This is a genomic window from Curtobacterium sp. 320 (assembly GCF_031455235.1).
In the GTDB taxonomy this organism is placed as follows: Bacteria; Actinomycetota; Actinomycetes; order Actinomycetales; family Microbacteriaceae; genus Curtobacterium.
The window spans coordinates 1-17,917 of sequence record NZ_JAVDSI010000028.1 but is presented as its reverse complement, the minus strand read 5'-3'; the positions used below and the strand labels follow the sequence as shown (position 1 = coordinate 17,917).

16 protein-coding genes and 1 rRNA gene are annotated in these 17,917 nt (G+C 70.6%); 1 reads left to right on the top strand and 16 read right to left on the bottom strand.

What is annotated here, in order from left to right:
• The 16 genes from J2X60_RS18960 to infC all read right to left on the bottom strand — a co-directional run.
• Positions 1-277: ribosomal RNA gene (locus J2X60_RS18960) — 16S ribosomal RNA — on the bottom strand; the annotation flags it as partial.
• Between the two features lie 567 nt (positions 278-844).
• A complete protein-coding gene (gene tyrS / locus J2X60_RS18955; protein ID WP_309889713.1) occupies positions 845-2,158 on the bottom strand; it encodes a tyrosine--tRNA ligase in 1,314 nt (437 codons plus the stop codon).
• Positions 2,159-2,207: 49 nt separating this feature from the next.
• Positions 2,208-2,903 carry a DNA-3-methyladenine glycosylase gene (locus J2X60_RS18950; protein WP_309889711.1) on the bottom strand — a complete coding sequence of 232 codons (696 nt, stop codon included), beginning with the start codon at positions 2,901-2,903 and terminating at the stop codon, positions 2,208-2,210.
• On the bottom strand, positions 2,900-4,351 hold the full coding sequence (gene argH, locus J2X60_RS18945) for an argininosuccinate lyase (RefSeq protein ID WP_309889709.1): 1,452 nt from the start codon (positions 4,349-4,351) through the stop codon (positions 2,900-2,902). The genes J2X60_RS18950 and argH overlap by 4 nt, the downstream gene beginning before the upstream one ends.
• Positions 4,352-4,428: 77 nt before the next feature.
• Entirely contained in the window at positions 4,429-5,625 is a 1,197-nt protein-coding gene (locus J2X60_RS18940; RefSeq protein WP_309889707.1) for an argininosuccinate synthase, read from the bottom strand.
• A 15-nt stretch (positions 5,626-5,640) separates the two neighbouring features.
• Positions 5,641-6,642 (bottom strand): ornithine carbamoyltransferase, encoded by a 1,002-nt coding sequence (gene argF / locus J2X60_RS18935; RefSeq protein WP_309889705.1) that lies wholly within the window; start codon positions 6,640-6,642, stop codon positions 5,641-5,643.
• Complete coding sequence (locus J2X60_RS18930; protein WP_309889703.1) at positions 6,639-7,877, bottom strand: acetylornithine transaminase; 1,239 nt, start codon at positions 7,875-7,877, stop codon at positions 6,639-6,641. Before J2X60_RS18930 ends, argF begins: the two co-directional genes overlap by 4 nt.
• Positions 7,874-8,911: an acetylglutamate kinase gene (gene argB, locus J2X60_RS18925; protein WP_071302045.1), complete on the bottom strand. Its 1,038-nt coding sequence runs from the start codon at positions 8,909-8,911 to the stop codon at positions 7,874-7,876. Before argB ends, J2X60_RS18930 begins: the two co-directional genes overlap by 4 nt.
• The gene (argJ, locus tag J2X60_RS18920) at positions 8,911-10,110 is read right to left on the bottom strand and encodes a bifunctional glutamate N-acetyltransferase/amino-acid acetyltransferase ArgJ (protein ID WP_309889700.1); all 1,200 of its coding nucleotides are present in this window, start codon (positions 10,108-10,110) and stop codon (positions 8,911-8,913) included. The genes argB and argJ overlap by 1 nt, the downstream gene beginning before the upstream one ends.
• On the bottom strand, positions 10,107-11,204 hold the full coding sequence (locus tag J2X60_RS18915) for an N-acetyl-gamma-glutamyl-phosphate reductase (protein WP_071295808.1): 1,098 nt from the start codon (positions 11,202-11,204) through the stop codon (positions 10,107-10,109). The genes argJ and J2X60_RS18915 overlap by 4 nt, the downstream gene beginning before the upstream one ends.
• Positions 11,205-11,281: 77 nt before the next feature.
• Entirely contained in the window at positions 11,282-13,774 is a 2,493-nt protein-coding gene (gene pheT, locus J2X60_RS18910) for a phenylalanine--tRNA ligase subunit beta (protein ID WP_309889698.1), read from the bottom strand.
• Positions 13,774-14,814, bottom strand: a complete 1,041-nt coding sequence (gene pheS / locus J2X60_RS18905; protein ID WP_309889696.1) for a phenylalanine--tRNA ligase subunit alpha — start codon at positions 14,812-14,814, stop codon at positions 13,774-13,776. Before pheS ends, pheT begins: the two co-directional genes overlap by 1 nt.
• A gap of 70 nt (positions 14,815-14,884) precedes the next feature.
• Positions 14,885-15,730, bottom strand: a complete 846-nt coding sequence (locus J2X60_RS18900) for an RNA methyltransferase (protein ID WP_070417881.1) — start codon at positions 15,728-15,730, stop codon at positions 14,885-14,887.
• A gap of 66 nt (positions 15,731-15,796) precedes the next feature.
• Complete coding sequence (gene rplT / locus J2X60_RS18895; RefSeq protein WP_022908516.1) at positions 15,797-16,180, bottom strand: 50S ribosomal protein L20; 384 nt, start codon at positions 16,178-16,180, stop codon at positions 15,797-15,799.
• 28 nt (positions 16,181-16,208) lie between these two features.
• Complete coding sequence (gene rpmI, locus J2X60_RS18890) at positions 16,209-16,403, bottom strand: 50S ribosomal protein L35 (RefSeq protein WP_022903519.1); 195 nt, start codon at positions 16,401-16,403, stop codon at positions 16,209-16,211.
• Positions 16,404-16,464: 61 nt separating this feature from the next.
• Positions 16,465-17,130, bottom strand: coding sequence for a translation initiation factor IF-3 (gene infC, locus J2X60_RS18885; protein WP_070417880.1), 666 nt, complete (start codon positions 17,128-17,130; stop codon positions 16,465-16,467).
• Positions 17,131-17,413: 283 nt separating this feature from the next.
• Between infC and J2X60_RS18880 the strand changes: the two genes are divergently transcribed.
• Positions 17,414-17,761: a DUF1844 domain-containing protein gene (locus tag J2X60_RS18880; RefSeq protein ID WP_071295810.1), complete on the top strand. Its 348-nt coding sequence runs from the start codon at positions 17,414-17,416 to the stop codon at positions 17,759-17,761.
• The last annotated feature ends 156 nt before the right edge of the window (positions 17,762-17,917 follow it).

The window sequence follows — 17,917 nt, the reverse complement described above, 5'->3', positions numbered from 1 at the left end:
GTCGCCTTGGTGAGCCATTACCTCACCAACAAGCTGATAGGCCGCGAGTCCATCCCCAACCAAAAAATCTTTCCACCACCAGACCATGCGGCCGGCAGTCATATCCAGTATTAGACGTCGTTTCCAACGCTTATCCCAGAGTCAGGGGCAGGTTACTCACGTGTTACTCACCCGTTCGCCACTAATCCACCCAGCAAGCTGGGCATCATCGTTCGACTTGCATGTGTTAAGCACGCCGCCAGCGTTCGTCCTGAGCCAGGATCAAACTCTCCGTAAAAAATTACAACCAACACCCGAAGATGTCAGCGAGTTGATTCTGACTGTTGACTGTCTACTGACAATCTTCAATCCAAAAGGAATTGTCTCCGAACCCACCAGCAAGCTGATGAGTCACGGGGTCAATAAATTGGCATTGACAATGTGCACGCTGTTGAGTTCTCAAGGACCAGACGCACTCCCCACTCGACCCCGAAAGAGGTTCCGCCAGAGAGGCTTTCGTTCTTGGCTTGACCACCGGTGTGTCGTCGGACCCTGAGGCCCAGTGGCTCATCCCGTAGGAGAGAACCGGTGGAGTAGTCATCCTAGGCGTCGAAGCGATCCAGCGCAAGGCCAGATCTGAACTTCAGTGGAGGATGGTCCCGCTTGAGGGCCGGCGTGCTCTGGGCTTTCGCTCCAGCCGCTCCGCCGCACCTTTGGGGTGACGAGTAAGAACTATACGCAGCGTTCAGCGGGTGCGCCAAGACGGGCCACATCCCGGGCGTGTCGCGTTGTGCAACACGTGCGGCCCGGACGCAGCGATGCCCGGCTCCCACCAGGGGAACCGGGCATCGACGAGCGGCGACGATCAGGAGAGCGTCACACCGGCCAGGGTCTTCTTGCCACGACGGAGCACGAGCACTCCCCCGGGCAGGGCGAGGTCGGACAGCGACGCGGTCGGGTCCTCGGCGCGGGTGTTGTTCACGTACACACCACCCTGGTCGATGGCGCGACGGGCTTCCCCGAGGGACTTCACCAACTCGGTGTCGACGAGCGCTCGGGCCACGTCCGCATCACCGGGCAGCGCCACCGACCCCGGCAGCTCGGCGATCGCCGACCGCAGGGTGGTGGCGTCGAGCGCGCCCAGGTCGCCGTTGCCGAACAACGCCGCGGAGGCATCGATCGCCGCCTGCGTCGCCTCGACCCCGTGCACGACCGCCGTCACCTCGAACGCGAGGGTCCGTTGCGCCTCGCGCCGGAACGGCTCGTCGGCCACGGCCTGCTCGAGCCGCTCGATCTCGGCGCGGGACAGGAACGTGAACTGGCGGAGCCGGGCGATCACGTCGGCGTCCGTCGTGTTGAGCCAGAACTGGTAGAACGCGTACGGCGAGGTCATGTCCGGGTCGAGCCAGATCGCGTTGCCCTCGCTCTTGCCGAACTTCGTGCCGTCGGAGTTCGTGATGAGGGGCGTCCCCAGCGCGTGCACCGTCGCCCCCTCGGCACGACGGATGAGCTCCGTCCCCGAGGTCAGGTTGCCCCACTGGTCCGAGCCGCCCGTCTGCAGGGTGCACCCGTACTGGCGGAAGAGCTCGCGGTAGTCGAGTCCCTGCAGGATCTGGTAGCTGAACTCGGTGTAGCTGATGCCCGAGTCGGAGTTCAAGCGCGCGGCGACGGCGTCCTTCTTGAGCATCGAGTTCACGCGGAAGTACTTGCCGATGTCGCGCAGGAAGTCGATCGCGGACAGCGGCGCCGTCCAGTCGAGGTTGTTCACCAGCCGCACGCCGTTCTCGCCGTCGGGGCTGAGGAACCGCGACACCTGGCCCTGCAACCGCGTCACCCACTCCTGCACGGTCTCGCGGGTGTTGAGCGTCCGTTCGGCTGTCGGCCGCGGATCGCCGATCAACCCGGTGGAACCGCCGACGAGCGCGAGCGGCTTGTGCCCGGCCAGCTGGATCCGGCGCATGGTGAGCAGCTGCAGCAGGTTCCCGCAGTGCAGGGACGGCGCCGTCGGGTCGAAACCGCAGTAGTACGTGATCGGCTCGCCGTCGAGGGCCTCCTTGAGTGCCGTCTCGTCGGTGGAGACGTGCACCAGATCACGCCAGCGCAGTTCGTCCCAGACCGAGGCGAAGGTCGGGTCGTTCTGCTGGCGCGTCAGGACATCGTGAGCGGATTCACTGGACACCCAGCCATCGTAGCGGCGCGCGCGGTCCAGGAGGCGCGGGTCGCGTCCGTCAGTCGAGGGCGCCCTTGTGCCGCCGGTACGTCGACACCGTCGGGTCACCGGTGAGCCAGAAGCGCCAGGGGAACCGCGCGCCGCCGGCGATGCCGCCGACTCCGGTGCGCGGCCCTCGTGATATCCGCGGGACCGGACCGGTCCCCGCCGGGCCGGTCACGGTCTCGGACAGGAGTTCCTCGACGACGCTGGTCGGTCCGACGGCGGCGAGCCGCGCCTCCAGGCCGGGAGCCAGCGTCAGCACGTACGGGCCGGAGCCGTCGAGGAGTCTGCTGCCGTCGTCCTCACCGAGCACCGCACCGAGCGCGCCGCCGAGGTTGCCGGGACCGCGCGCGAGCGCGACGTCCGTGACGGAGCCGCCGCGGCGGGAACGGGCGGTCTCGAGGCCCTCGACGACCTGCGCGCCCCGCAGCAGCGATCCCGACGACGTGCCCTCCGGCGCACTGACGACGTTGACGCACGTGTGGATGCCGTAGGAGCGGTAGGCGTAGAGCGTCCCGGGCGGTCCGAACAGGTGCCGGTTGCGCGGCGTCGGACCGCGGTGGCCGTGCGAGCCGGGGTCGGTGGGGCCGAAGTAGGCCTCGACCTCGGTGATGCGCAGGGTGACGCCCTTGCCCGCGATCGTCGCACCGAGCAGTGCCGGCGCGGAGAACGGCGCCGGTTCGGACAGCAGCGCGAGCGTGGGGTCGGTCATCGGGTGAAGGGCACGCCCTCCGCCAGGTCGTGGACGCGACGGGTGAGCGACGCGAGCTGTTCGGCGACGCGGTCCGGCGCGGTGCCACCGATGCCGGCGCGCGACGCGACGGAACCCTCGATGGTGAGGACGCCGCGGACCTCGGGCGTGAGGTGTTCGGACACCGTCCGGTACTCGTCGTCGGTGGGGTCGTCGAGTTCGATCCCGCGCTCCTCGCAGTACCGGACCAGCGCGCCGGACACCTCGTGCGCGTCACGGAACGGCACCCCCTGGCGCACGAGCCATTCGGCGACGTCCGTCGCGAGCGAGAAGCCCTGCGGCGCGAGCTCGGCCATGCGGTCGGTGTCGAACGAGAGGGTCGCGACCATGCCGGTGAAGGCGGGGAGCAGGACCTCGAGGGTGGCGACCGAGTCGAAGACGGGCTCCTTGTCCTCCTGCAGGTCGCGGTTGTACGCCAGCGGCAGGCCCTTGAGCGTCGCGAGCAGGCCGGTCAGGTTGCCGATGAGCCGGCCGGACTTGCCCCGGGCGAGCTCGGCGATGTCCGGGTTCTTCTTCTGGGGCATGATGCTCGACCCCGTGGAGAACGCGTCGTGCAGCCGGACGAAGCCGAACTCCTTCGTGTTCCAGAGGATGACCTCCTCCGCCAGGCGGGAGACGTCGATGCCGATCTGCGCGAGGACGAACGCGAACTCGGCCACCACGTCACGAGCCGCCGTGGCGTCGATCGAGTTGTCCGCGGGGCGGGCGAACCCGAGCTCGTGGGCGATCGCCGAGGGGTCGAGCCCGAGCGAGCTCCCCGCGAGGGCGCCGGCGCCGTACGGGCTCACGCTCGCGCGGTCCGCCCAGTCGCGGAGCCGCTCGAGGTCACGGACCAGGGGCCACGCGTGTGCGAGCAGGTGGTGTGCGAGGAGGACCGGCTGCGCGTGCTGCAGGTGCGTGCGACCCGGCATGATCGCGCCGGGGTGCTCGTTGGCCTGCTGGGAGATCGCGTCGACGAGGTCGATGACGAGGTGCCCGATCCGGCGACCGTGGTCGAGCATGTGCATCCGACCGAGCGTCGCGATCTGGTCGTTGCGACTCCGGCCGGCGCGCAGCTTCCCGCCGAGCTCGGGGCCGAGGTCGGCGATGAGGAGTCGTTCGAGGGCGCCGTGCACGTCCTCGTCGCTGTCGGCGGGCTGCAGCGTGCCGTCGGCGTGCGCGGACTCGAGGCGGTCGAGGCCGGCGAGCATCCGCTCGAGCTCGTGGGCCGTCAGGTACCCGGCGGTGTTGAGCGCGCGGGCGTGGGCGCGGGAGCCGGCGATGTCGTAGGGGGCGAGCTGCCAGTCGAAGTGGGTCGATCGGGAGAGGGCGGCGAGCTCGGCGCTCGGGCCGTCCGCGAAGCGGCCACCCCAGAGGGCGCCGGTGTTGGTGGCGTCGGTCTTGGCGGCGGGCTGGTTCGCGTCGGTCATGGTTCTCTCGTCGTCCGGTCGTGGGTTTGGGGGCGGGATGTCGGTGCGCTGTGCGCTGTGCGCTGTGCGCTGTGCGCTCAGTTGGCCAGGTCGCGGCGGGCGGAGATCTTGCTCGGCAACGACCAGATGTCGATGAACCCCTTCGCGTGCGACTGGTCGAAGGCGTCGCCCGTGTCGTAGGTCGCGAGGTCGAAGTCGTAGAGGCTCTGGCTGGAGCGGCGTCCGGTCACGACGGCTCGGCCCGCGTGGAGCCGGAGTCGGACGTCGCCGGAGACGTGCTGCTGGGTGTGGGTGATGAAGGCGTCGAGGCTCCGCTTCAGGCCGCTGAACCACAGCCCGTCGTAGACCAGGTCGGCCCAGTCCGACTCGACCTGCCGCTTGTACCGGTTGACGTCGCGTTCGAGGGTCAGGTTCTCGAGCTCCTCGTGCGCGGCGATCAGGGCGACGGCGGCCGGCGCCTCGTACACCTCGCGCGACTTGATGCCGACGAGGCGGTCCTCGACCACGTCGATCCGACCGACACCGTGCTTGCCGGCGAGCGCGTTGAGCTCCTGCACGACGCGCAGCACGCTGAACCGCTGTCCGTCGATGGCGACCGGGACGCCCTGCTCGAAGGTGATCGTCACCTCGTCCGGAGCACGCGGGACGGTCGGGTCCTGCGTGTAGGCGTAGAGCTCCTCCGCCGGGGCGTTCCACGGGTCCTCGAGGTGACCGGTCTCGACCGCTCGACCCCACACGTTCTGGTCGATCGAGTACGGCGAGCGCTCCGACTGTTCGATCGGCAGCCCGTGCTGCTGGGCGTAGGCGATCGCTCGGTCGCGGGTGAGCGCGAGGTCCCGCACCGGTGCGACGCTCGTCAGGTCCGGGGCGAGGGCCGCGACCGCCGCCTCGAAGCGGACCTGGTCGTTGCCCTTGCCCGTGCACCCGTGCGCCACGCTGTCGGCGCCGAGCTGCTTCGCCGTGAGCGCCAGGTGCTTGGCGATGAGGGGACGGCTCAGCGCGGAGACGAGCGGGTAGCGCTTCTGGTACAGGGCGTTGGCCTGCAGCGCGGGGACGAGGTAGTCGTCGGCGAACTCGTCCTTCGCGTCGATGACGATCGACTCGACGGCGCCGCAGTCGAGCGCGCGCTGCCGGATCGCCGCCATGTCCTCGCCGCCCTGGCCGACGTCGACCGCGAGGGCGACGACGTCCTTGCCGGTGGCGTCACGCAGCCAGCCGATGCCGACGGACGTGTCGAGTCCGCCGGAGTACGCGAGGACGACGCGGTCTGCCACGGTGGTCTCCCTGGGTCAGGCGGTCGCGGGGGCGCCGGTCGTCGCGTGGGCGCCGGTCGCGGCCGGAGCGCCGGTCGCGGTGGGAGCGCCGGTCGCGTTCGCTGCGAGGAGCCACGCGAGCAGCGCCTTCTGGGCGTGGAGACGGTTCTCCGCCTCGTCCCAGATGATGCTCCGAGGACCGTCGATGACCTCGGCCGTGACCTCGAACCCACGGTCGGCGGGCAGGCAGTGCATGAACACGGCGTCGTCGGCGGCGTGCGCCATCACCGCGTCGTCCACGCGGTACCCGTTGAAGGTGTCGAGCCGCGCCTGCTTCTCGTCCTCCTTGCCCATCGACACCCAGGTGTCGGTCACGACGACGTCCGCTCCGGCGACGGCCGCGACCGGGTCGGTCACGACGAGCACGGAACCGCCGGTCTCGGCAGCGCGACGCTCGGCGTCCGTGACGACCTCGGCCGCCGGGGAGAACTCGGCCGGTGCCGCGACGCGGACGTGCATGCCCGCGGTGGCCCCGGCGAGCAGGTAGGACTGCGCCATGTTGCTCGCGCCGTCGCCGATGAAGGCCACGGTCTGCCCCGCCAGGGTCCCGCGGTGCTCGCGGATGGTCAGCAGGTCAGCGAGCAGCTGGCACGGGTGGAAGTCGTCCGACAGGGCGTTGACGACGGGGACGCTCGTGTTCGCCGCCATCTCCTCGAGCCCGGCCTGGCCGTAGGTGCGCCACACGATCGCCGACACCATGCGCTCGAGGACGCGTGCGGTGTCGGACGGCGTCTCCTTGCCACCCAGCTGGCTGTTCGCCGTCGAGATGATGAGCGGGCTGCCGCCGAGGTCGGAGATGCCGACGTGGAAGGACACCCGCGTGCGGGTGGACGACTTGTCGAAGATCACGGCGACGCTCTGCGGTCCGGCGAGGGGCTTGGCACCCCACCGGTCGGCCTTCATCTGCTCGGCGAGGTCGAGGATCGCGGACTGCTCCGCCTGGCTGAGGTCGTCGTCGCGGAGGAAGTGACGGGTCATGCGGAGGTCTCCTGGGTGGTGGTGCCCTGCTCGGCGGCGACTGCGGCCAGGCTCTCGCCGAGGATCGACACGAACTCGTCGATCTCGGCGTCGGACACGACGAGCGGCGGCGCGATGCGCAGGCTCGACTCGTTCGGGGCGTTGATGATCAGGCCGCGCTCGAGCGCGGCGGCGTTGACGGCGGCGGCGACCGGGCCGGTCAGACCGACCCCGATGAGGAGGCCGGTGCCACGGACCTCTTCGACGAGGGGCGAGCCGATGCTCGCGATGCCCGCACGGATCCGCTCCCCCTTCGTCACCGCACCGGACACGAGGTCCGCGCGCTCGATCTCGGCGAGGACGGCGTTCGCCACCCGGGTGCCGAGCGGGTTGCCGCCGAACGTCGAGCCGTGCTGGCCGGCCGAGAACAGTTCGGACGCCCAGCCGAAGGTGACGAGGGCGCCGATCGGGAACCCGCCCGCGATGCCCTTCGCGATCGTGATGGCGTCCGGCTCGAAACCGTGGCCCTGGTAGGTGAACCAGTTGCCGGTCCGGCCGACGCCCGTCTGGATCTCGTCGAGGATCAGCAGCGCGCCGTGTTCCGCGGTCAGGCGGCGGGCGGCGAGCAGGAACCCCTCGGGCAGGTCGACCACGCCGGCCTCGCCCTTGATCGGTTCGACGATGAGCGCGGCCACGGTGTCGTCGATCGACTCCTTGAGCGCGGCGACCGTGGAGTCGATGTGCTCGACCCCGGGGACCATCGGCAGGAAGTCCTCTTGCAGGGCGGGCTTGCCGGTGAGCGCGAGCGCGCCCATCGTGCGGCCGTGGAAGCCCTGCTTCAGCGCGAGGATGCGGGTCTTCTGCCCGTCGGCGCCCTTGTTCAGGCGTGCGAGCTTGAACGCGGCCTCGTTGGCCTCGGCACCGGAGTTGCCGAAGTACACGCGGCCGGCCTCACCCGCGCCCGTGATGCGCTTGAGGCGCTCGGCGAGCTCGAGCTGCGGCGGGGTCGCGAAGTAGTTCGAGACGTGCACGAGCTTCGCGGCCTGGTCGCTGATCGCCTCGACCAGCGCGGGGTGCGCGTGGCCGAGCGAGTTGACGGCGATGCCGGCGAGGAAGTCGAGGTACTCGTTGCCGTCGACGTCCCAGACGCGGCAGCCCTCGCCGCGCTCGAGCATGATCTTCGGCGGGGTCAGGGATCGCATGAGCGACGCCCCGAACCGGTCGTTCCAGGTCTCGGTCTGCGTCTCGGTGCTCACTGCGGCTGTCCCTTCTCGGTCGTGCTGGCCACGTGTTGGCCGGTGGTGCTGCTCGTCGACGGTGCTGCGACGCGTCGGCCGATCTCGGCGTGGGTCATCTGGTTCTCGGTGCGTCGGCTCGGGTCCGGGATCACCTCGGTGCCGGCGCCGCGCAGGGTGAAGACCTCGAGCAGGATCGAGTGCGGGATCCGCCCGTCGATGATCGTCGCGCCGCCGACCCCGCCGACCACGGCGTCGAGGCACGCGGTCATCTTCGGGATCATGCCCGACTCGAGCGACGGCAGGAGGGCGCGGAGTTCCTCGACCGCGATGAGGTCGACGATCGAGTCGCGGTCCGGCCAGTTGCGGTACAGGCCGGGGACGTCGGTGAGCATCATGAGCTTCGACGCCTTGAGGGCGATCGCGAGTGCGCCCGCCGCGGCGTCGGCGTTCACGTTGAGCGCCTGGTCCGGGTGGGCGTCGTCGATGGCGATGCTCGACACCACGGGGATGCGGCCGGCCTCGATCGCGGCGAGCACACCGGAGGGGTCGACGTGCGTGATGTCGCCGACGTGCCCGAGGTCGAAGTGCTCGCCGTCGACGACGACGCCCTTCTTCTCGCCGGTGAACAGCGAGCCGCCGTCACCGAAGACGCCGACGGCGAGGCCCTCGCCGTGCTCGTTCACCAGGTCGACGATCTCGCGGTTGACCTCGCCGGCGAGCACGTCGCGGACGACCGTGATCGCCTCGGTCGTGGTGACGCGGTACCCGCCGCGGAACTCGGACGCGATGCCCTGTTCCTTCAGCGCCGCCGAGATCTGCGGGCCGCCGCCGTGCACGACCACCGGGTGGAGGCCGGCGTACCGGAGGTAGACCATGTCCTCGGCGAACGCGCGCTTGAGGTCCTCGTTCACCATGGCGTTGCCGCCGAACTTGACGACGACGATCTTGCCCGAGAACCGCTTCAGCCACGGCAGGGACTCGATGAGGGTCGCGGCCTTGACGGTCGCGAGCTCGTGCTCTTCTTCCTTCGAGAGGATGCTGTCGTCGGCCATCAGCTGGAGTACGCGCTGTTCTCGTGGACGTAGTCGTGCGTGAGGTCGTTCGTCAGGATCGTCGCCGAGAACGGTCCGACGCCGAGGTCGATGAGGACGTCGGTGTCGCGCGGCGTCAGGTCGACGCGGTCGCTCGGCTCGTCCGGTGCGCCGGCGTGGCAGACACGGACCCCGTTCATCGAGACGTCGACGGCGTACGGGTCGAACTCGGCGTCGGTGGTGCCGATCGCCGCGAGCACCCGACCCCAGTTCGGGTCGTTGCCGAACACCGCGGCCTTGAACAGGTTGTTCCGGGCGACGCTCCGGCCGACCGTGACGGCGTCGTCCTCGGTCGCGGCGTTCACGACGTGGATCGCGATGTCGTGGCTCGCGCCCTCGGCGTCCTGCTGCAGCTGCCGTGCGAGGTCGGCGCAGACCGCGGTCAGGGCTTCTTGGAAGTCGCCGACCTCGGGCGTGACGCCGCTCGCACCGGAGGACAGCAGCACCACGGTGTCGTTCGTCGACATGCAGCCGTCCGAGTCGACCCGGTCGAAGGTGACGCGGGTGGCGGCCCGGAGCGCCTGGTCGAGCTCGTCCGAGCCGACGACGGCGTCCGTGGTGATCACGACGAGCATCGTCGCGAGCCCGGGTGCGAGCATGCCCGCGCCCTTGGCCATGCCGCCGACGGTCCAGCCGTCCTCGGTGACGACCGACTGCTTCGGCTTCGTGTCGGTGGTCATGATGGCGGTCGCGGCGTCCGGACCGCCGTCGGCCGACAGTGCCGCACTCGCGAGGTAGACGCCCTTGAGGACGTTGTCGCGGAACGTCTGGTCGCCGACCCCGATGAGGCCGGTCGAGCAGACGACGACGTCGCCGGCGCCGATGCCCAGCGCCTCGCCCACGGCTTCGGCGGTCATGTGGGTGGTCTGGAAGCCGAACGGACCGGTGAAGCAGTTCGCGCCGCCGGAGTTCAGGACGACCGCTCGGGCGGTGCCGTCACCGACCGCCTGGCGCGACCAGATCACGGGGTGCGCCTGGGCACGGTTGCTGGTGAAGACCGCGGCCACTGCGGCGTCCGGCCCGTCGTTGACGACGAGGGCCACGTCGGGCTTGCCGCTCGACTTGAGACCGGCGGTCACGCCGGCCGCGCGGAAGCCCGCTGCCGCGGTGACGCCCTGGAGGCCCGGGTCGGTGTGGGTGGGCTGGCTTGCGTCGGTCACGGTGCGACTCCGTCCACGCTGAGGCCGAGGGTCTCCGGGAAGCCCAGGGCGATGTTCGTCGACTGGACCGCAGCACCCGCGGTGCCCTTGGCCAGGTTGTCCAGTGCGCTCACCGCGACGACGCGACCGGCGGCCTCGTCGACCGCGAGCCCGATCAGTGCGGTGTTCGCGCCGATGGTGTCGGCGACCCGGGGGAACTCGCCCTCGGGCAGGAGGTGCACGAAGGGCTCGTCGGCGTAGGCCTGCTCCCAGGCGAGCCGGACGTCACGGGCGCTCACACCGGGCGCGAGCTTCGCCGTCGTCGTCGCCAGGATGCCGCGGGACATCGGGACGAGGACCGGCGTGAACGAGATCGTCACGTCGGACGCGCCGGCGACCACGAGGTTCTGCTGGATCTCCGGGATGTGGCGGTGCTTCCCGCCGACCGCGTACGCGCTCGCTGAGCCCATGATCTCGGACGCCAGGTACGTGTTCGCGAGCTTCTTGCCGGCACCGCTCGGGCCGACGCTCAGCACGGCCACGAGGTCGTCCGACTCGATCAACCCGGCCTGGATGCCCGGCTGGATGCCGAGCGTGACCGCGGTCACGTTGCACCCGGGGACGGCGATCCGCTTCGTCCCCACGAGCGCCGCCCGCTGCCGGCTCTGCGTCTGGATGTCGTCCACGTCACGCCACTCGTCCGCCGACCCGGGCGTCGGCGCCGCGTGCAGCAGCTCCGGCAGCCCGTAGGTCCACGCTCCGTGGTAGTCGCCGCCGTAGAACGCTTCCCACGCCGCCGGGTCCGTCAGCCGGTGGTCCGCGCCGCAGTCCACGACGAGGGCGTCGTCGCCGAGCTCCGCGGTGATGGCCCCGGACTGGCCGTGCGGCAGCGCGAGGAACACGACGTCGTGTCCGCGCAGGTTGTCCGCCGTCGTCGGCTCGAGGGTCAGGTGCGACAGCGAGCGGAGGTGCGGCTGCGTCGCGATGAGCGGCTGTCCGGCGTTCGAGAACGCCGTCACCGTCCTGACGTCGAACTCGGGATGGGCGGAGAGCACGCGCAGGAGCTCACCGCCCGCGTAGCCGGAGGCTCCCGCCACGGCGACGGATACGGACATGGGATTCCACCTTTGGTCGGACTGGTCGTCGAGAGAGTCGGAGGCGGCGGCCCCGGGCGGTGCTGGTCCCGATGGGATCAGTCGCGCAGGGTCGCCCCGAATCGCTCGCCGGCACGTCGGACGGCGCCGTCACGGGCCTCAGTGGCCTCGGCAGCGGTCAGCGTGCGGTCCGTGGCGCGGAAGCGCAGCGCGAACGTCAGGGACTTCTGTCCCTCGTCCACGCCGGTGCCCCGGTAGTCATCCACGAGGCGAGCATACTCCAACAGCTCTCCGGCACCAGTGCGCACCGCATCCAGTACGTCACCCGCCGGAACGTCGGCACCCACCACGAGGGACAGGTCCTGCGTCGCCGCCGGGTAGGACACGATCGGTGCCACCGAGACCAGTTCGGGTGCCGCCCGGACCATGGCGTCGAGGTCGAGTTCGACGACCGCGACGACGCGCGGCAGGACCGCTGCCTCGGTCAGCTCGGGCAGGAGTTCACCCGCGACGCCGACGACGGTCCCGTCCACGAGGAGCGATGCCGCGCGGCCCGGGTGCAGGGACGGGTGCGTCGTCTGCGCCACCGTGAGCTCCACACCGACCGCCCACGCGACGGCGCGCGCGACGTCGAGTGCGTCCGCGATGCCGTACGGCTCGGGCTGCACGCCGGGCTGCTTCACGACCCGGTTGCCGGTGAGCAGCGCGGACACGTGGAACGGCTGCGGCGGCAGGGACGCGTCGAGCGCGGCGAGGGTGTCGCGGTCCGGGAGCACGGCGCCGGCCGGGACCGTGTCGGTACCGAGCGTCTCGCCCACGACCGGCAGGAACACCCGCGAGGTCTCGTAGAGCGCGACGTCGACGAGGCCGCGCGACACGTTGCGGCGGGCGGCGTCGACGAGTGCCGGCACCCCGCTGCGACGGAGGAGGCTCTGCTCGCTGTCGAGGGCGTTCGCGAGGACCACGCTCGGCCCGCCGGCGCCGTCGATGCCCGGGTAGGCGTCCTGCGTGGCCTGCGACACGAAGGGTGCGGTGACGACCTCGACCAGGCCGTCGGCGGCGAGTGCGGCGGCGACGCGGCGACGTGCCTGCTGGTGACCGGTCAGGCCACGGCCGGGCGGCGCGACGGGGAGGACGCTCGGGATGCGGTCGTAGCCGACGATGCGCGCGACCTCTTCGACGAGGGTGGTGTCGTCGGTGAGGTCGGGGCGCCAGGTCGGCGGCACCACGGCGAGCGTGTCCCCGTTGACGTCGACCGACGCACCGATCGCGCGCAGGGTGTCGATGACCTCGGCGTCGGTGTAGTCGACGCCGACGAGCTCGGCCGGACGGGCGAGGCGCATCGTGACCGTCGGGCGGGGGTCGGTGTCGACGAGCGTCGAGCCGAGGGTGTCCGCGGTGCCCCCCGCGAGCTCGACGAGGAGCTCGACCGCACGGTTCGCAGCGGCCTCGGCCACGAGCGGGTCGACGCCGCGCTCGAAGCGTCGGGACGCCTCGCTCGGGAGCTTGTGCCGACGCGCGGTCCGGGCGATGGAGGTCTGGTCGAAGCCGGCGGCTTCGATCAGGACGTCGGTGGTGGCGTCGGAGATCTCGGTCCGGGCACCGCCCATCACGCCGGCGAGGCCGACGGGACCGGAGTCGTCGGTGATGACGAGGTCTTCCGGGTCGAGCGTCCGTTCGACGTGGTCGAGGGTCGTCAGGGTCTCGCCGGCAGCAGCACGACGGACACCGAGCCCGCCCTGCAGCGTCCGGAGGTCGTACCCGTGCAGCGGCTGACCGAGCTCGAACATGACGTAGTTCGTGATGTCGACGGGCAGCGAGATCGACCGGACACCGGCGAGGGCGAGACGCGAGACCATCCACGCCGGGGTCTTCGCGGTCGGGTCGATGCCACGGACGACACGGGTGACGAACGTGTGCGCGCCGACCCGGCCACGCACCGGGGCCTGGTCGTCGATCACGACCGGGAAGCCCTCGGCGGCGCGAGGGGTGACCCGCTCGACCGGGTCGTGGAAGGTCGCGCCGGTGGCGTGGGCGTACTCGCGAGCGACGCCGCGCATGCTCAGCACGTACCCGCGGTCCGGGGTCACGTTGATCTCCACCGCGGCGTCGTCGAGACCGAGGAGCGCGATGGCGTCCGCGCCGACCTCGGGCTCCATGCCGAGGTCCGCGAAGCGGAGGATGCCGTCGTGCTCGTCGCCGAGACCGAGCTCGCGTGCCGAGGCGATCATGCCGTCGGACACGTGCCCGTAGGTCTTGCGTGCCGCGATCGGGAACGGCCCGGGCAGGACGGCGCCGGGGAGCGTGACGACGACGAGGTCGCCGACGTCGAAGTTGTGCGCGCCGCACACGATGCCGCGTGGCTCGGGCTCGCCGACGTCCACCTGGCACCAGTTGATCGTCTTGCCGTTCTTCTGCGGCTCGGGCTCGCGCTCGAGCACGCGGCCGACGACGATCGGGCCCGTGAGGTCGTAGGTGTGGACGTCCTCTTCCTCGAAGCCCACCGACACGAGCGCCGCGTGGACGTGCTCGAGGGTGACGTCGTCGGGGAGGTCGACGGACTCGCCGAGCCAACGGAGTGGGACGCGCATCAGACCACCGTTCCGAACTGCTGCGAGAAGCGGATGTCGCCCTCGAGGAAGTCACGCATGTCGTTCAGGCCGTTGCGGAACTGCAGCGTCCGCTCGATGCCCATGCCGAACGCGAAGCCCTGGTACTCGGCCGGGTCGATGCCGGCGGCGCGCAGGACGTTCGGGTTGACCATGCCGCAGCCGCCCCACTCGACCCACCGAGCGCCGCCCTTGGCGTTCGGCTGCCAGACGTCCATCTCGGCACTGGGTTCGGTGAACGGGAAGTAGTTCGGGCGGAGACGGATCTGCGCCTCGGCCCCGAACATCTGGCGCGCGAAGTGCTCGAGCGTGCCGCGCAGGTGCGCCATCGTCAGGCCCTTGTCGATCGCGATGCCCTCGACCTGGGTGAAGACCGGCAGATGCGTGGCGTCGAGCTCGTCGGCGCGGTACACCCGGCCCGGCGCGATGACGTAGAGCGGCAGGTCGCGCGAGAGCAGCGACCGCACCTGCACCGGGGAGGTGTGCGTGCGCATGACGAGGTGGCGCTCGACCGGCTCGACGAAGATCGTGTCGGCCATGGCCCGGGCCGGGTGGTCCGGGTCGAAGTTCAGCGCGTCGAAGTTGAACCACTCGTGCTCGAGCTCGGGGCCTTCCGCGACTTCCCACCCCATGCCGACGAAGATGTCGGCCACGGTCTCGTTGAGGAGCGACAGCGGGTGCCGCGAGCCGGGCGCGCGGCGGACCGGGAGCGCGGTGACGTCGATGCGCTCGGCGTCGAGGCGTGCACGTTCCTCGGCTTCGGCGAGCACGGACTCCTGCTCGGCGATCGCCGTGTTCACCTGCCCACGGGCCTGTCCGACGAGCTTGCCCGCGGCCGCCTTCTGCTCCTTCGGCACGCTGCGCATCGACGCGTTCATCCGCGCCAGCGCGGACTGTTCGCCGGTGTGCTCGGCCCTGGCCTGCTTCAGCTCGGCGACGGTCGTCGTGGCGCGGACCGCCGCGAGGGCCCGGTCCACGGCGTCGGCGACGGCCGATTCGCTGATCTCGAGAGGTTCTGACACGAGACCCAAGCCTACCGGCCCGTGGGATACCGCCGTCCGGTACCGGCCGGTCTGGGGAGGAGTCCCCCGATCAGTCGCCTGTGGAGGGACGAGCCGTGCGCTGCGCGAACGCCGACTCGTACAGGCAGACGGACGCCGCGGTCGCGAGGTTCATCGACTCCGCCTTGCCGTAGATCGGTACCTTCACGGCGCGGTCGACGAGGGCGAGGTCCTCGGTGGTCAGACCACGTGCCTCGTTGCCGAACACCCACGCGGTCGGACCGTCGAGCATGCCGTCGGCGCGGACCTCGGGCAGGTCGTCGCCCGAGACGTCGGCGGCCAGGATCGTGTACCCGAGGCCCCGGGCACGGGACACCGCGTCGGCGAGCGTCACGCCGACCGACACCGGCACGTGGAAGAGCGAGCCCGTGGTCGACCGCACGACCTTCGGGTTGTACGGGTCGACGCTGCGCCCGGTGAGGACCACCGCGTCGGCGCCGGCGGCGTCGGCCGCACGGATGATGGTGCCGGCGTTGCCCGGATCACGCACCTCTTCGAGGATCGCGACGATCCCCGGCAGGCCGCCACGCGCCTCCTGGGCGGCACCGGCGTCGGGGAAGACGTCCTTCACCGACGTCGGGAACTGCTGGCACACCGCGACGACGCCCTGCGGCGTCACCGTGTCCGCCATCGCGTCGAGGACCTGTTCGGTCACGAACCACGTGTCGACCGGCGCGTCGTCGAGGCCGTAGCGCGCGGCCGCCGTCGGGGTCACGTAGAGCTCGCGGAGGAGCTCCGGGCGGTACTCGATCGCCTCACGCACCGCCTGCGGCCCTTCGAGCAGGAACAGGCCCGTGTCGGCGCGCACGTCCTTCTTCGACAGCGCTGCGACGGCACGGACACGGCCGGCCTTGGGGTTCTCGAGGAGATCGCTCACGGGACAAGTCTAGGAACGACGAAACCCCCGCCGGACCGGCGGGGGTTTCGCGAGCAGAAGAACTGACTACGCAGCCTTCGGGGCCGAGGTGTCGGCCGGGAGCGCCTTCTTGGCAGTCTCGACGAGCGCCGCGAACGTCTCGGGGTTGTTCACCGCGAGGTCCGCGAGGATGCGACGGTCGACCTCGACGCCGGCAAGGCCGAGGCCCTGGATGAGGCGGTTGTAGGTCAGGCCGTTCGCACGCGACGCGGCGTTGATGCGCTGGATCCAGAGGCGACGGAACTCGCCCTTCTTCGCGTGACGGTCGCGGTACGCGTAGACGAGGGAGTGGGTGACCTGCTCCTTGGCCTTGCGGTACAGACGCGAACGCTGACCGCGGTAGCCCTCGGCGCGCTCGAGGATGACGCGGCGCTTCTTGGCGGCGTTGACCGCTCTCTTTACTCGTGCCATTGATCTATTCCTTTACGTTCTGCGGGGCTCAGTGGCCGAGGAGCTTCTTGACGTTCTTCGCGTCAGCCTTGGCGAGGACCTGGTCCTCGTTGAGGCGGGCCTTGCGCTTGGCGCTCTTGACCTCGAGGTTGTGACGCATACCGGCCTGCTGCTTCATGATCTTGCCGCTGCCGGTGACCTTGAAGCGCTTCTTCGACCCGGAGTGGGTCTTCTGCTTGGGCATGGTGGTGCCTTTCCGTGGGATGGATGGGGAGCCGCGTCGTTGCGGGATCGGTCGGTGGGACCTATTCGGCGGGAGCTTCGGCCTGCGCGGGCTCGGGAGCCACGTCGGTGGTCTCGTCCTTGCCCTTCGCAGCGTGCTCCGACGCACGACGCTCGGCCTTCTGAGCAGCGCGCTTGGCGTTCTGCTCGCCCTTGACGTCGGACTTGTTCTTGAGCGGGGCGATGATCATCGTCATGTTGCGGCCGTCCTGGGTCGGACGCGACTCGACGACACCGAACTCGGCGATCTCCTCGGCGAACTTCTGGAGGAGACGGACACCCTGCTCCGGACGCGACTGCTCGCGGCCACGGAAGAGGATCATCGCCTTCACCTTGTCGCCACCGAGGAGGAAGCCCTCGGCGCGCTTGCGCTTCGTCTCGTAGTCGTGCACGTCGATCTTCAGGCGGAAACGGACTTCCTTGAGGTCCGTGTTCACCTGGTTGCGACGCGCTTCCTTGGCCTTCTGAGCGGCCTCGTACTTGAACTTGCCGTAGTCCATGATCTTCGCCACGGGCGGCTTCGAGTTCGGCGCGACCTCGACCAGATCCAGCTCGGCTTCCTGCGCGAGGCGCAGTGCGACGGCGATGGGGACAACGCCGACCTGCTCGCCCTGGGGGCCGACGAGTCGGACCTCGGGGACGCGGATTCGGTCGTTGGTACGGGGATCGGGAATGCGGAGCTCCTTCAATCAGGTGGTGGCCGTCCGGGGCGTTTGCCCTGGACGACGGCACGAGAGAGGAGATCTGACGCACGGATCGTGACCCGTTCGGCAGCCGCCCGACGCCGACCCCTGCGGGACGGCCGACCGACGCGGACGCCGGTGGAGCGGTGTGGACCCGGTAGCCTGTGGTGCGCGGCCGCGGGTGGGAGAGACTCCTCTTTCGTGACGCTGCGGGAGTGATCGGCCTCGTTCGCACGAGTCCGGGCACACTGACAGCATCTGCCGCGGACGAGTCTAGCAGAGGAGCACCGTGACCGACACCCCATCCCCCGAGCCCGACGAGGCCGCCCGCGACATCTCGGAGGTGCCGGCCGTCGAACTCATCAACACCGTGGCGGTGCACCTCCTCAGCGCGGCCGCCGTCAAGGTGGGTCTCGCGGACGACCCCGAGCAGCAGACGGACCTCGACGAGGCGCGCAAGCTCATCACGGCGCTCGCGGGGCTCGTCACCGCCGCGGCGACGGAGATCGGGGACCACCACGCCCGCCCGCTGCGCGACGGGCTCCGTTCGGTGCAGCTCGCGTTCCGCGAGGCGTCGAGCATCCAGGACGCGCCGGGCGCCGGTCCGGGCGAGAAGTACACCGGACCCGTCAACTGACGGGCGTCACCGGATGACGGACGGGAGGCGCGGGGGCGGGGGGGCCCCCGCCGCCCCCCCCCCCCCCCCCCCCGCGGGGCCCCCCCCCCCGGCGCGGCGCCGCCCCAGACCGCCGGGCGCGCCGCGCAGGGGGGGCGCGGGCCCCACGGCGCCAGG